The organism is Streptomyces speibonae, assembly GCF_984686075.1.
Genome location: NZ_OZ480260.1, coordinates 144379 through 157837 on the forward strand (window position 1 = coordinate 144379; position 13459 = coordinate 157837).

Annotated in this window: 12 protein-coding genes; 4 read left to right on the plus strand and 8 right to left on the minus strand. The window is 70.5% G+C overall.

Features of this window, described 5'->3' with window-relative positions:
- The 8 genes from AC5L3C_RS00530 to AC5L3C_RS00565 form a co-directional block, all read right to left on the minus strand.
- Complete coding sequence (locus AC5L3C_RS00530) at positions 1–1464, minus strand: amino acid permease (RefSeq protein ID WP_493646261.1); 1464 nt, start codon at positions 1462–1464, stop codon at positions 1–3.
- A gap of 243 nt (positions 1465–1707) precedes the next feature.
- Positions 1708–2577, minus strand: a complete 870-nt coding sequence (locus tag AC5L3C_RS00535; protein ID WP_493646262.1) for a PaaX family transcriptional regulator — start codon at positions 2575–2577, stop codon at positions 1708–1710.
- A gap of 22 nt (positions 2578–2599) precedes the next feature.
- Positions 2600–3037 (minus strand): acyl-CoA thioesterase, encoded by a 438-nt coding sequence (locus tag AC5L3C_RS00540; RefSeq protein WP_493646263.1) that lies wholly within the window; start codon positions 3035–3037, stop codon positions 2600–2602.
- A complete protein-coding gene (locus tag AC5L3C_RS00545; RefSeq protein WP_493646264.1) occupies positions 3034–5442 on the minus strand; it encodes a bifunctional salicylyl-CoA 5-hydroxylase/oxidoreductase in 2409 nt (802 codons plus the stop codon). Before AC5L3C_RS00545 ends, AC5L3C_RS00540 begins: the two co-directional genes overlap by 4 nt.
- Positions 5439–7118: an AMP-binding protein gene (locus AC5L3C_RS00550; RefSeq protein ID WP_493646265.1), complete on the minus strand. Its 1680-nt coding sequence runs from the start codon at positions 7116–7118 to the stop codon at positions 5439–5441. The genes AC5L3C_RS00545 and AC5L3C_RS00550 overlap by 4 nt, the downstream gene beginning before the upstream one ends.
- Complete coding sequence (locus AC5L3C_RS00555) at positions 7115–8065, minus strand: acyl-CoA thioesterase (protein WP_493646266.1); 951 nt, start codon at positions 8063–8065, stop codon at positions 7115–7117. Before AC5L3C_RS00555 ends, AC5L3C_RS00550 begins: the two co-directional genes overlap by 4 nt.
- Positions 8062–8562, minus strand: coding sequence for a cupin domain-containing protein (locus tag AC5L3C_RS00560; RefSeq protein WP_493646267.1), 501 nt, complete (start codon positions 8560–8562; stop codon positions 8062–8064). The genes AC5L3C_RS00555 and AC5L3C_RS00560 overlap by 4 nt, the downstream gene beginning before the upstream one ends.
- Complete coding sequence (locus AC5L3C_RS00565) at positions 8559–9413, minus strand: fumarylacetoacetate hydrolase family protein (protein WP_493646268.1); 855 nt, start codon at positions 9411–9413, stop codon at positions 8559–8561. Before AC5L3C_RS00565 ends, AC5L3C_RS00560 begins: the two co-directional genes overlap by 4 nt.
- Positions 9414–9501: 88 nt before the next feature.
- Here AC5L3C_RS00565 and AC5L3C_RS00570 point away from each other — a divergent pair, with 88 nt between their 5' ends.
- The 4 genes from AC5L3C_RS00570 (at position 9502) to tap (ending at position 13449) form a co-directional block, all read left to right on the plus strand.
- Positions 9502–9933, plus strand: coding sequence for a RidA family protein (locus tag AC5L3C_RS00570; RefSeq protein WP_125501388.1), 432 nt, complete (start codon positions 9502–9504; stop codon positions 9931–9933).
- 69 nt (positions 9934–10002) lie between these two features.
- Positions 10003–10692, plus strand: a complete 690-nt coding sequence (locus AC5L3C_RS00575; protein ID WP_125501390.1) for an alanyl-tRNA editing protein — start codon at positions 10003–10005, stop codon at positions 10690–10692.
- Positions 10692–11267, plus strand: coding sequence for a helix-turn-helix domain-containing protein (locus tag AC5L3C_RS00580; protein ID WP_493646269.1), 576 nt, complete (start codon positions 10692–10694; stop codon positions 11265–11267). The genes AC5L3C_RS00575 and AC5L3C_RS00580 overlap by 1 nt, the downstream gene beginning before the upstream one ends.
- A 91-nt stretch (positions 11268–11358) precedes the next feature.
- On the plus strand, positions 11359–13449 hold the full coding sequence (tap, locus tag AC5L3C_RS00585; RefSeq protein WP_493646270.1) for a telomere-associated protein Tap: 2091 nt from the start codon (positions 11359–11361) through the stop codon (positions 13447–13449).
- Positions 13450–13459 lie beyond the last annotated feature (10 nt).

A 13459-nucleotide genomic window follows, 5' to 3' on the forward strand; every position in this document is an offset into this window, starting at 1 on the left:
TCAGACCATCCATTCTCTGGACGGTGCGCTGTCCTTCGGCGGGGCCGGCTCGGGGACGACGGCCTGCCGGCGCCGTTTCACGGCGTACGCGATCAGCAATCCGGCCAGCCATGCGGGTCCCGCGACGACTGCCGTGCGGTAGGTGTCCGACATCGCCATCTGGACGATCACCAGGGCCATGAACAGCAGAACGCCCCATGCGCTGAACCTGCCGCCCGGCAGCCGGAAGGGGGACGCGGCGGTCTCCTCGGCGCCGAGACGCCGACGGAACTTGCCGTGCGTCACCACGATCATCGTCCAGTTGACGATGCCCGCGATCAGGGCGATCGACAGCAGGTAGTTGAACGCGAACTCCGGCCAGAGGAACACGACCAGGACCGCGAGCGAGGTGACCCCGGTGGAGGTCAGCACACCGGCCAGCGGAATGCCGTTGCCACTGATCCGGGAGAGGTATTTCGGGGCGTTCCCCTGCTCGGACAGCGAGTGCAGCATGCGGGCGTTGGAGTAGAGCGCCGAGTTGTACGCGGACATCGCGGCCGTGAGGACGACGAAATTGAGGACGTGCGGAGCTCCGGAGAGCCCGATGCCCTGGAAAATCTGTACGAACGGGCTCAGTTGGCCGTCGATCCGGTCCCAGGGGATGACCGCCAGGATCACCGTCATGGAGCCGATGTAGAAGATCAGGAAGCGGATGATGAGCTGGTTGATGGCCTGTGGAATCGTGCGGTGCGGATTCTCCGCCTCGCCGGCCGTGATGCCGATCAGTTCGGTGCCGCCGTATGAAAAGAGCACGACGACCAGGACCATCAGGAACCCGGACATGCCTCCTGGCATGAATCCGCCGAGATCCCACAGGTGCGCGAGGCTCGGATCGGGGAGTGTGCCGGGGCTCTTGTTGATCCCGAGTGCGATGATGACGGCGCCGAGAACGATCATCCCGACGATCGCGGCGACCTTGATCATCGCGAACCAGTACTCGAACTCGCCGAATGCCTTGACGCCGAGAAGGTTGACGGCGGTGATCGCCGCCACGAAGAAGGCGGCGGACAGCCAGGGCGGGACGCCGGGCAGCCAGTAGTTCACATAGGCGCCGACCACCGCCAGTTCGACCATCGACACCGCGATGTAGTTGAACCAGTAGTTCCATCCGGAGACGAAGCCCGCGCGCGGACTCCAGTACTTGTATGCGAAGTGGCTGAACGCGCCGGCCACCGGCTCTCGCACCGTCATCTCGCCGAGGGCACGCACGATCAGGAACATCACCACGCCACAGAGGGCATATCCAAGGACGATCGCCGGTCCGCTCAGTGCTATCCCCTGTGCGGACCCGTAGAAGAGCCCGGTACCGATGGAGCCGCCGATGGCGATCATCTGCACGTGCCGGCTCTTGAGCCCTCGTTTGAAGACCTGGGGGTCTTCCGCTGATCCGGCAGGCTCGGCCGAATGATGTTGCGACGTAGGCATGGAGGGGGTGCTCCTCGTCAGATGTCGCCGGCGGCGGGACTCCCGATCGATACCTCGGGGACGGTCCGTGCGATGCGCGCCGGCTGAGGAAGGAATGCCTCAAGGGTGTATCACTTTCGGTACGGTCGTCAAGAGTCAGCGATATCCGATGTGGAGAACGACCGAACACGAGGATCATCCGCGCATGCGGAACGGGCGCTGCTCGCCAGGAGAGGCGAACAGCGCCAGGCAGCGCCGCCGGTGTCAGCGGTGCTTGGGGGAAAGGGGAAAGCCGACGCCGAGGGCGCGGTAGACGTCGGCCGCGTGGGCGAGAGCGGGATCCTCCAGCGTGGCGACGAGCCGCTCGAACAGTGTCTTCGCCGCCGCTCCGCTCCAGTGGCCGGGAAGGACCTCCACGGGCAGTCCGGGGTCCCGGTAGGGCAGCTTGCGCCAGTGATCGACCATGTGCAGATACCGGACGAACGCGGCCCGGCCGCTCGGGGGCTCGCCGGGGAGGTGCTCCGCCCGGTCGGCGTAGGAGTCCAGGAACTGGCGGTACCTGCCGTCGATCTCCTCGAGGTCCCAGGCATCGCCGACGAGCACCTTCAGGTCCTTGCCGCCGGCGTAGTCACCGACGAACATGGCGCACTGGTCGGTGAGCCCCTGCTGGGCGATGGTCCGCGCGGCCTCGTCCCGCATGCGGGCCGGCGCGATCCACACGGCGGCGCCGATGTTGCCGAAGCCGAGGGCTGTGAGGTCCTGGCGGAGCTGGTGCCGCTTGTCGCGCCGGGACTCAGGGACCGAGAAGTTCACCACGCACCAGCCCTCGGCGAGGTCGGCCGGTGGGCGGGAGTGCCAGATGATCCTGTCGCCGGCGGCCAGTTCGGCGATCGCCGTCCCGGTGAGGGCGTAGCCGCGTACGCCCTCACGGGTCTCGGAGTCGAGCCAGCCGCGCTTCTTGAGCCGGGACACCGCCGTACGGACGCTGGCCGGGTCGAGTCCCGCCTCGCCGAGCAGCTCCACCGCGCCCCCGATGGGCATCCAGTCGCCGGTTCGGTGCACCACGGAACCCAGATAGGTGACCAGCAGGGTGCGCAGACGTTGTGCTGAGGGGCGGGCTTCGTCGGTCGTCATGAAGGAGTCGTGTGCCTGGGCTCTACCGGGGACTGGGCGGAGCCAGTCTACCCACCCAGTCGGCAGGCCAGGGTGTGCCGCGTGCCCCCTCCCGGTGATCGCGGTCGATGTGCACGGTGACGTAGCGGCCGCGGGCGGCACACGTGCGGGGCCGGCCCTGGAAGGCCTCGCCCCAGACCTCGAAGTCGAACGTCATCGAGGTGGTCCCCACATGGACGAGCTCCACCGTGGCGGTGACCCGCTGCCCGAAGAAGAGCGGTGCGGCGAAGTCCACCTCGTAGCGCACGCGCGGCGCCGCCGCGAAGTAGTCGTGGAGGCCGTGCCCGGCCATGAGCCGCGCCTCGGCGGCCTCGACGAACCGCACGACGGTGCTGTTGTGGTAGATCCCCGCCGCGTCGGTGTCGATCCATTCGACCTGCGTACGGAAGACACCGACGCGGCGCCGAGGGGTGCCGCTCACTCGGCCGCGGTGAACGGCGCCGGGGCGGTGCCGCCACGGCCGGGTGTCCAGCGCAGGTGCGTGCTCTCGGCTCCTGCTTCCCGCAGCAGGCTCAGCCGCGGAGGGATCCTGTCGGTCCGCGTGGCCGGGGGTTTGCGCCTGCCCGCCCGGAAGGGGGCCGGCCAGTCGGCGCCGGCTCCGCCGTAGTCCTGTTCGGCCGCGGCCTGGAGGGTCCACTGCGGGTTGTACAGGTGCGTGCGGCCCAGGGCGCAGAGGTCCGAACGCCCCGCGAGGAGGATGGAGTTGACGTCGTCGTAGGAGGAGATGGCGCCGACGGCGATCACCTTGGCGGCGGTCCTCCCGGTCACCTTGGCGCGGATCTTGTCCGCGAACGGGGTCTGGTAGGAGCGGCCGAACGCCGGCCGTTCCTCCTGGGCGACCTGGCCGGAGGAGACGTGCACGGCTTGGGCGCCGTGTGCCACGAATGCCTCGGCGATCAGGACGGCGTCGTCGTCGGTGTTGCCGTCGTCGGTCCAGTCGTGCGCGGAGATGCGCACCGTGACGGGGAAGCCGTCGGGAACCGCGGTGCGTACCGCGTCGAAGACCTCCAGGGGGAGGCGCAGGCGGTTCTCGAGCGGTCCGCCGTAGTCGTCGGTGCGCCGGTTGGCCGTCGGTGAGAGGAAGGAGCTGAGCAGGTAGCCGTGGGCGGCGTGGACCTCGATCAGGTCGAAGCCGGCGGCCACCGCCCGGCGGGCGGCGGCGGTGAAGTCGGCGACGACCTTGTCCAGGTCGTCGCGGGTGGCCTGCCGGGGGATGTGGCATCCGGGGCCGTACGGCACGGGTGAGGGCCCGATGACCTCCCAGTTGCCCGTGTCCAGCGGACGGTCCATGCCTTCCCACATGACCTTGGTGGAGCCCTTGCGGCCGGAGTGGCCGAGCTGGGCACCGATCTTCGCGGTGGAGTGCGCGTGGACGAAGTCGACGACCGCGCGGTAAGCCTCGCCCTGTGCGTCGGTCCAGAGCCCGGTGCAGCCGGGGGTGATCCTGCCCTCGGGCGAGACACAGATCATCTCGGTCAGGACGAGTCCGGCCCCGCCGAGCGCCTTGGAGCCGAGATGGACGAGATGGAACCGGTCCGCCAGACCGTCGACGGCGCTGTACATGTCCATCGGCGCGACCACGATCCGGTTCTTGATCTCCAGGTCGCCGATCCTGACGGGCTGGAACATGGCCGGGCGCCGCGTCGTGCCGTTGCGGGCGGCGAACCCGGCCTCGATCCGGCCGGCGAACTCCGGGTCGCGCTCGGCGAGGCCGGCGTAGGTGATCCGCCGGGACCGGGTCAGGAGGTTGAAGCAGAACTCGTCGGGGTCCTGGTCGGCGTACATGCCGATGTTCTCGAACCACTCCAGCGATGCCTGGGCGGCGCGCTGGGTGGACTCGACCACCGGTCTGCGCTCGCTCTGGTACGCCTCGAGGGCGGCGCCGACATCGGTGTGCTCGTGCAGACAGGCGGCCAGCGCGAGGGCGTCCTCCATGGCGAGCTTGGTGCCCGACCCGATGGAGAAGTGAGCCGTGTGAGCGGCGTCGCCGAGCAGCACCACGTTGCCGTGGTGCCAGCGTTCGTTGCGCACGGTGTGGAAGGTGAGCCACTTGGAGTTGTTGCCGAGGATCCGGTGTCCGCGCAGCTCATCGGCCCAGATCTCCCGCATCCGCTCGACGGCGTACGCGTCGGAGACACCGGGCGGCAGGTCCTCGGCCTTCGTCCGGTCCAGGCCGGCGGCGCGCCATACGTCCTCGTGCATCTCGACGATGAAGGTGGAACCCTGGTCGGAGTAGGGGTACCCGTGGATCTGCATGGTGCCCCACCGGGTCTGCTTCACGAAGAACTGGAAGGCCTCGAAGACCAGGTCGGTACCGAACCAGATGTACTTGTTCCGGCGCCGGTCGAGGTCCGGCCGGAAGACATCGGCGTACTTGGTGCGGATGGCGGAGCTGACGCCGTCGGCGGCGATCACCAGGTCGTGGGTGGCGCGGAGTTCGTCGGCGTCGGGCGCCGGTGTGCGGTAGTGGACGGTGACGCCCAGGTCACCGGCCCGCTGTTGCAGGACGGACAGCAGTTCCCTGCGGCTCATCGCGGCGAAGCCCTGGCCGCCGACGGTGCGGGTATGGCGGCCGTCGCGCCGGCCGGACAGGGTGATGTCGATGTCGGTCCAGCGCGCGAACCGGCTTTCCATCGCGTCGTGGACGACCGGGTCGGCCCGCTCGATCCCGCCGAGGGTCTCGTCGGAGAAGACCACCCCGAAGCCGAAGGTGTCGTCGGGAGCGTTGCGCTCCCAGACGGTGACCTCGTGTGCCGGGTCCAGCCCCTTCATGAGCGCGGCGAAGTACAGACCACCGGGGCCCGCACCGGCAATGGCGATCCTCATCGTCCCGTCCCGTCCTTGGTTTCCTGGGCTTCCTCGGCCGACCTGGCCGCTTCTTCCTCCACCAGCCTGCGCAGCACGTAGTGCTGCAGCTTGCCGCTGGCGTTGCGGGGCAGCGAGTCCGTGAAGCGCACCTCCCGCGGGTACTTGTACGGCGCCAGGGTGCTCTTGACGAAGTCCTGGAGTTCCTCGGCCTTCGCCTCGCCGCCGGCCACGCCGTCGCGCAGGACCACGAACGCGCACACCAGCGCCCCGCGCAGCGGATCGGGCTTGCCGACGACGAGCGACGCCTGCACGTCCGGGTGGTCGTCGAGGGCGGCCTCCACTTCCGGTGCGGCGATGTTGTAGCCAGAAGAAACGATCATGCTGTCGGCGCGGGCAGTGAAGTGGAAGTAGCCGTCCTCGTCCCGGGTGAAGGTGTCGCCGGTGAGGTTCCATCCACCCTGGACGTAGTCGCCTTGACGTTCGTCCGCCAGGTAGCGGCAGCCGACGGGCCCGCGCACGGCCAGCCTGCCCGCGACACCGGGCCCGGCCTCGTTGCCGTCCGCGTCGAGGATCGTGGCGCGGTAGCCGGGCAGCGGCTTGCCCGTGGCCCCGGGGCGTATGTCCTCGCCGGCGGCCGAGAGGTAGATGTGCAGCATCTCGGTACCGCCGATGCCGTCGACGATGCTCAGTCCGGTCGCCTCGTTGATCTGGCGCCAGACCTGGACGGGGAGGTGTTCGCCCGCGCTGACGGCGGTGCGCAGTCCCGCGAGCCGGTGGGCCTTGCCGGCGTCGAGTATCTGCTTGTACCCGGTCGGCGCGGTGGCCAGCACCGTCACACCGTGGTCGGGGAGCAGATCCGCGAGCCGGGCCGGTGCGGCGGACTCGGTCAGGAAGCCGCACGCCCCGGCGCGCAGCGGGAAGACCACCAGCATGCCGAGGCCGAAGGTGAAGGCCAGGGGCGCGGTGCAGGAGACGACGTCGTCGGGCCGGAGCTTGAGGACATGCTTCCCGAAGGTGTTGTCGACCGACAGGATGTCACGGTGGAAGTGGGTGCAGATCTTCGGCGTGCCCGTGCTTCCCGAGGTGGGACAGAACAGGGCGACGTCGTCGGCGGCGGTGTCGACGGCGGTGAACCTGCCGCTCTTCGCCTCCGCCCGGCGGATCAGGTCGCCGTCGTCCGGACCGCCGGTCACGACGACGCGCAGCGACGGTGCGACCGTGGCCCGGAGCGTCTCGACGTCCTCGACGTGCCGGTGGTCGACCAGCGCGAAGCCCGGCTGAGTCTTCCGCACGATCGGGGCCAGCTCATGGGCGCGCAGAGCCGAGAAGGCCACGACGGCCACACCGCCGGCCTTGAGCACACCGAGCCAGGCGGCCACGGCCCAGGGGGTGTTGGGTGAGCGCAGCAGCACACGGTTGCCCGGTACGAGCCCCAGGTCCTCGGTGAGCACCTGCGCCACCTGGTTGGCCCTGACGAGGAGTTCGGAGTAGGTCCAGGGCGGTCCGTCGGGGGTGCTCAGGGCGACGCGGTCGGGGAAGCGGGCTGCCGGTACGTCGATCAGTTCCGTCGCCGCGTTCAGCCGCTCGGGATAGCGCAGCAGGTCGGTCCCGAACTCCAGGGCCGGCCACTGCTCGAAGGGCGGCAGGTTGTCGCGGGCGAAGGTGTCGGTGTGTCCGGAGGGTGAGAGCTTCACCGGTTCCCTCCCGTCGCCGGGCGGATGAGCCCCTCCTGGACCACGGTGGCCAGATGGGTGCCGTCGGGGGCGTGGAAGCGCCCGGTACTGGTCCCCCGTCCGCCGGCGGCGGCGACCGCGTGCTGGGAGTACAGCAGCCAGCCGTTCATCACCCCGGGTGCGGGCGGCCGGTGGAACCACATCGCGTGGTCGAGGCTGGCGGTCATCAGTCCCGGCTGTGTCCAGGGCAGGCCGAGCACGCGCAGGAGCGGTTCGAGGATGGTGAAGTCGCAGACGTAGGCGAGCGCCGCCAGGTCGCGTTGTGCGGCGGTCGTCCCGGGGACGGGGCGCAGCGGATCGAAGGGCCGTACCCAGACCGCCTGATGGGATTCCGTTGCGCCCTCCACGGTGAGGTAGACCGGGCCGGGGACATGACGCATGTCGAAGGAGCGCCCACCGGACCAGTACACCCGTGTGCGTTCGTCGATCCGGCCCGTGAGGTCGGCTCGCGGGTCGGCAAGGTACTGCGCGGAGCTCGGCAGTTCATCAGGTCCGGGCACGGCGTCGACCTCTCCCCCGCCGTCGGCGTACTCGCCCCCCGCCTCGCCCGCGGCGAAGTCGGCCAGGCACACGAAGACGGGCTTGCCGCTTTGGAAGGCGCGGACCTGCCGGGTGCTGTAGCCGCGGCCGTCCCGGAGCACTTCCACTTCGTAGCGGATCTCGGAACCGATCTCGGCGGGACGCATGAAGTACGAGTGCGTCGAGTGCAGCGTCTTGCCGTCGGTGACGGAGCGCATCGCGGCGGTGGCGGCCTGGGCCACCAGGTCACCGCCGTACGCCTTCGGCCAGGGGCAGGGCTGGGTGGTCGCGGTGTACGCCAGGTCGAAGTGCTGTGGTTCCGCGGGCTTCAGCGTCACCGTGTCGGTGAAGGGCCGGGAGGTGGGAGTGCCGCTCACAATGCCGCTCACGGGCGCGTGCTCCAATCGCGCAGTTCACCGTCGTCCACGTCGGGGAGGTTGACGACGAGGTTGTCGGGCGTGCGGCAGGTCATCCAGGTCAGGGGGTTGTTGCGATCGAGGTTGCATTCGATGTGCGGCATGTACGGCGGCACGAAGACCCAGTCGCCCTCGGCCAGGTCGTAGTAGTCCTCGAACTTCTCGCCGAAGTAGATCCGGGCGCGGCCGGCCAGCACGAAGCCGCCGGTCTCGGCCTCCGCGTGGTGGTGGGGCTGGGACCGGTATCCGGCGAGGTTCTTCACCTGGCCGAACCAGAGCCTGGTGGCCGGGGTGTGCTGAGGGCTCACTCCGGAGACCCGGGTCGCGCCGGCGCTCTGGCCCGTGTCGCCGGGTTCGTGGCCGCTGCGGGTGACGACCGGGACGAGCAGCCCGTGGTCGTGCGCCGGGGCGTGATGGCCACCCTCGACGGGGTGGCCGCTGGAGTTGGGGTCCACAAGAGCTCCTGTCATGACGTTGACGGGGAAGGGGTGGGGGTGCCGGAGGGCCGGCCCAGACGGACGGGGTTGCGCAGGGTGCCGATGCCGGGAATCTCCGTCTCGACGACGTCTTGGTCGCGGAGGAAGCGCTGGGGTGTGCGCGCGACGCCGACTCCGCCGGGTGTCCCGGTCAGCACGAGGTCGCCCGGGCGGAGCGTGGTGAAGGCGGAGATGTAGGCCAGCAGGCCGGCGGCGTCGAAGACGAGCGTGCGGGTGTTGTCCCGCTGGGTCTGTTCACCGTTGACCCGGCAGATCACCTCGACGCCGTCGAACGGGTCGATCTCGTCGGGGGTGACGACGACGGGCCCGATCGGAGTGGAGCGGTCCCATGCCTTGCCCTGGAACCATTCCGCCGTGCGGTACTGCCAGTCGCGCAGCGAGATGTCGTTCGCCACGGTGTAACCGGCGATCGCGGTACGGGCGGTGTCCGCGTCGGCCGAGCGCAGGGGTGCGCCCACGACGACGGCGAGTTCGGCCTCCCAGTCCGCCTGGACCTGGTCCGGCAGCTCGATCTGCTCGTACGGGCCGAGCAGGGTGTCGGCGTGTTTCGGGAACAGCGTGGGATACGCGGGCAGGTCCCGGCCGGTCTCCTTGATGTGGTCGGCGTAGTTCAGACCGCAGCAGATCACCTTGCCGGGGGCCGGAAGGGGCAGGACGTGGCGCGGGTCCGCCACCGCCTCCCCGGCCAGGTCCGCAGCGGCCTCCCGGGAGAAGCCCGAGGCCAGGAGGGTCGAGAGGTCGGGGGCGGGCAGGGTTCGCCAGCTTCCGTCGAGCTGGACGGCTGCCGTGGTGCCGCGGTCGGTCATGAGAGTGGCCAGACGCATCGAGGACTCCTTCGGGGTTCCCTCCGCACGATGTATGCGATTATCGTGACGACCGTCAGGCAAATGTCAATACTCGTGGAGGCACCCCGTGACTCACCTCGCCCTGGCCGCCGTCAACCCCGTCCAGCTGCCGGCCCCCAGGGGCTACTCGCACGGCACGCTCAGCGGCAACACACTCCACCTCGGCGGACAGACCGCCCTCGACCAGGACATGCGCATCGTCGCGGGGGGCATCGTCGAGCAGTTCCGTCAGGCGTTCTCGAACGTGCTGACCACACTGCGCGCGGCGGGTGGACTTCCGGAGGATCTGGTGAGCATCACGCTCTACCTCACCGACATCCCCGACTACCAGGCGCACGGCAAGGAGATCGGCGCCGTGTGGCGCGAGTTGGCCGGACCCGTGTACCCGGCCATGGCGGGCATCGGCACGACCGGCCTGTGGCAGCCCGAGGCGCTGATCGAGATCGTCGGTGTCGCCGTCATCCCCGAGCACCGGCTCAGGCACCCCACCGCGGGCTGAACCCGGACTCTCACCGCACGGCATCGTTCGTTATAGTGAACGCAGAGTTCATCATTTCGGGAGGGTGTCATGCAGGTCGCCGCCTATCACGCGGACACGTACGAGGAGTGGGCCCGGACCCGGGTCGCGGCCGTGGGCGAGCGTGACGGCGCGCCCTGGGTGGCGGTCGAGCACTGTCTGTTCCACCCCCAGGGCGGTGGCCAGCCGGCCGACCGCGGCTGGGTGGACGGCCATGAGATCGTCCCGGTGCGGGACCGTGAATCCGGGCTCGTCGTGGCGGTGGCCGGCGGGGGGACCGCGCTGCCGGGCTTCTCGGTCGGGCAGCCGGTCGAGGTCCGTGTCGACCTGCCCACGCGGCTCGCGCACGCCGCTCTGCACACCGCCGGCCACCTGATCGAGGCGGCCGGAAGGGCGCAGGGCTGGGTGCTGGCCGCCAACAACCACTTCCCCGGCCAGGCCAGGATCGAGTTCACCGCGCCGGAGCCCGACGCCCGCCTGGCCACTCCGGAGGGCAGGGAGGAGGCCACCGAGGCCCTGCGGATGATGGTCGCCCGGGCCATCGCCGAGGATCTGCCCGTGACCTGGGCGAACGACGCAGAGGGACGGCGCATCGTCCACCTGGCCCACGTGCACGCGGCTCCGTGCGGGGGCACCCATGTGCGCAGCCTCGGTGACCTCGAGGACGTCGTACTGCCGACGCTGAAGGTCAAGAGGGGCCGCGTCCGCGTCTCCTACGACGCCGCCCACCGGGAGCGGTGATGACGCCGCCGCCGGCGGAGCGCCGGCCCGCCAGCAGCACCGCGATCGCGGTGGGTGCGCAGATCCGCCAACGCCGCGAGCAGCGGGGGATGAGCAGTGCCGAGCTGGCCCGCAGGGCCGGGCTGGGCAAGGCCACACTGTCGAAGCTGGAGGCCGGGCGGGGAAACCCGACGATCGAGACCCTCGACGCGCTCGCGATCGCCCTGCGGATCCCCCTGACGGACCTTCTGGCCCGCGACACCGACCCGGGACCGGTGTTCATCCCCGGCACCGAACTGGCCGACGGCGAAGTGGGACGCGAACTGCTGCGCCGTATCAGCAGCGGCAACAGCCTGGAGATCTGGCGACTGCGCATGCCGCCCGGAACGCATCTGGACGGCGTGCCGCACGCGACCGGCACCATCGAGCACCTGCTCGTCTCCTCCGGCCACCTCACCGCCGGGCCCGCCGGTTCCCCCGCCGAGCTGCGTCCCGGCGATCTGCTCGCCTTCGCGGGAGACGCCCCGCACGTCTACCGCACCGGCTCCGAGGGGGCGGACGTCACCGTCGTCATCGCCTCCCCGATCATCACCTAGCCCCGTCGAAATCGCTTGCGTACGCGATGCGTACGGTGGCCGTACGGCATCCTTACGGTCCGTGGATAAGGTGTCGGCCGGGAGGTGTTCCATGTCCGAGTTGTTCGACGCGGTCGACGCGCTGGTCGCGTCCCGTTCCCCGCTGCCGTCGGCGGAGGAGCGCAAGCGGCTGCGCACCGCGCACGGTCTCACGCTGGACGAGGTCGCCGCCGCGCTGAAGGTGCGGCGGGCCACGGTGTCCGGCTGGGAGTCGGTGAAGAGGACGACCGAACCGCGCGGCCCGGAGCGTGAGGCCTACGCCCGGTTGCTGCGGCAGCTCGCGGAGCTCTACCCCGCCGACCCCCAGGCGCAGGCGGCGGCGTCCTCGGAGGACACGGCCGTTGCCGAGACGCTCGAGAGCGAGCCCGTCCCGGAGCCCGCCGCCATGGAGCCCGCTCCGGCGGGCGGCGCCGAACCGCGTTTCGAGAACGGGCCGTTGGCCGTCGTCGACGTCGAGGACGGCCAGGTGCTGGCGTACTGCGCCGGCGGTGTGGTCCTGGACGTGCCGGCCACCAGCCTCCCGGCCCTGGTGGACTGGACGCTGCGCGAGGCAGGGCTGGGACAGCCGCGGCTCACCGGGCCCGGCAAGGACGGCGATCCCCTGCTCGTGCTCACCGGGGGCGCGCTGAAGCGCTACGGCCTGCCGACAGCGCTCACGGACGAGGAGCGGCTCGCGGGCCGGCTACCGGCCGGCCACAAGGTCGTCAAGCAGCTGACGCGCGCGAAGTGGCAGCTGACCAAGCGCGGCTTCGGACCGTGGGCGCGGATCTACCGCCCCGCGACCGGTTCGGAACGGGCCTGCGTGCAACTGTGCATCCCCTCCTGGCACGCCCTTGACGCCCGCCACTGGGGCCACGCCGCACAGCTTCCGCCGGCCGAACTCGCCCGCGTGCTGGGGGTGTACGCCTCGAGGGTGTTGACGCCGCGCGGCTCGACCGCCGTGACCGGCCTGGAGCTGATGACCGCGCTGCACCCGCCGACCCGCGCGTCCGTGCGCGACGCCGACGGCAAGCGGCACCCGGAGCACAATCCCGGCAGCCTGGGCAGGGACCCGGTGGACTGCGCGCCGTGCGAGGCGCCGGACGGCCACCCGCTGCTCAAGGACGTGCCCCGCTTCCATGTCCGGGGGCCGGCGGAGAAGCTGTTCGAGGAGGCGTACGACTGGGCGCGGCCGATGACCGACGCCGAGTGCACCGTGCGCCACCTCGTCGGCATCGACGTGAACATGGCCTTCGCGGCGGGGGCCAACGGCCTGGTCGTCGGCCTCGGAGCGCCCACGCACGTCAGGAACCCCGCGTTCGACCCCAAGCTGCCGGGCTCCTGGCTGGTGGACCTGTCCCACGTCGACCTGTCGAGGGTGAAGGTGGGCAAGGACCGGTGGGTGCGGCTCGACGCGAATCTGCTGCCCTCTCCGTTCACGCCGAAGGGCGAGCGTCCACAGGGGACGGCCTGGTACGCGACGCCCACCGTCGCCTATGCGGTGGAGCTCGGCTACGAGGTGCGCCCGGCCGAGGCGTACGTCCGGTACGAGAACGGGCGCTACCTGGACGCCTGGTACCAGCGGCTGCGCGACGCCTACCTCGCCACGATGGCCGACCTCGGCGTCCATGCCGACCTCTCCCCGCCCGACTTCCTCGCCGCGATGGACGGCTACCGGGACCGGGACCCGGAGCTGGGCCTCGTCGTCTCGGCGATCAAGGCGACGGTCAAGGGCGGTCTGGGCAAGCTCCGCGAGCGGCCCAGGGGCGAGGGCTGGAGGCCCGGGCAGCCGTGGCGTGCCCTGGCCCGTCCCACGTGGCGGCCGGACATCCGCGCGGCGGTCATCTCCCGCACCCGCGTCAACCTGCACCGCAAGATCGTCAAGCATGCGGCGTTCACCGGGCAGTACCCCGTGGCCATTCTGTCCGACTGCGTCGTCTACGCGGCCGGCGGGCCCTCGCCGCTGGACTTCCTCCCCTACCGGGACGGCAAGCCGCTGCCCGGCGGCTTCAAGCTGGGCGTCAACCCCGGACTGGTCAAGCACGAGGGCACGCAGAGCGTGCTGTGGGGCGAGGAGGTCCGCGAGCGGTTCGACGCGCCGGACCTCAACCTCGCCCGGTACATCAAGGACGGCACCGTCACCGACGTCGACGGCGGAGAGTAGGGGAAGGCGA

Coding starts and splice junctions, on each gene's coding strand:
- AC5L3C_RS00575 (WP_125501390.1), top strand. CDS start 10,003: ATGCAGGTCGCCGCCTATCACGCGGACACGTACGAGGAGTGGGCCCGG.
- tap (WP_493646270.1), top strand. CDS start 11,359: ATGTCCGAGTTGTTCGACGCGGTCGACGCGCTGGTCGCGTCCCGTTCC.
- AC5L3C_RS00565 (WP_493646268.1), bottom strand. CDS start 9,413: ATGCGTCTGGCCACTCTCATGACCGACCGCGGCACCACGGCAGCCGTC.
- AC5L3C_RS00535 (WP_493646262.1), bottom strand. CDS start 2,577: ATGACGACCGACGAAGCCCGCCCCTCAGCACAACGTCTGCGCACCCTG.
- AC5L3C_RS00530 (WP_493646261.1), bottom strand. CDS start 1,464: ATGCCTACGTCGCAACATCATTCGGCCGAGCCTGCCGGATCAGCGGAA.
- AC5L3C_RS00560 (WP_493646267.1), bottom strand. CDS start 8,562: ATGACAGGAGCTCTTGTGGACCCCAACTCCAGCGGCCACCCCGTCGAG.
- AC5L3C_RS00545 (WP_493646264.1), bottom strand. CDS start 5,442: ATGAGGATCGCCATTGCCGGTGCGGGCCCCGGTGGTCTGTACTTCGCC.
- AC5L3C_RS00580 (WP_493646269.1), top strand. CDS start 10,692: ATGACGCCGCCGCCGGCGGAGCGCCGGCCCGCCAGCAGCACCGCGATC.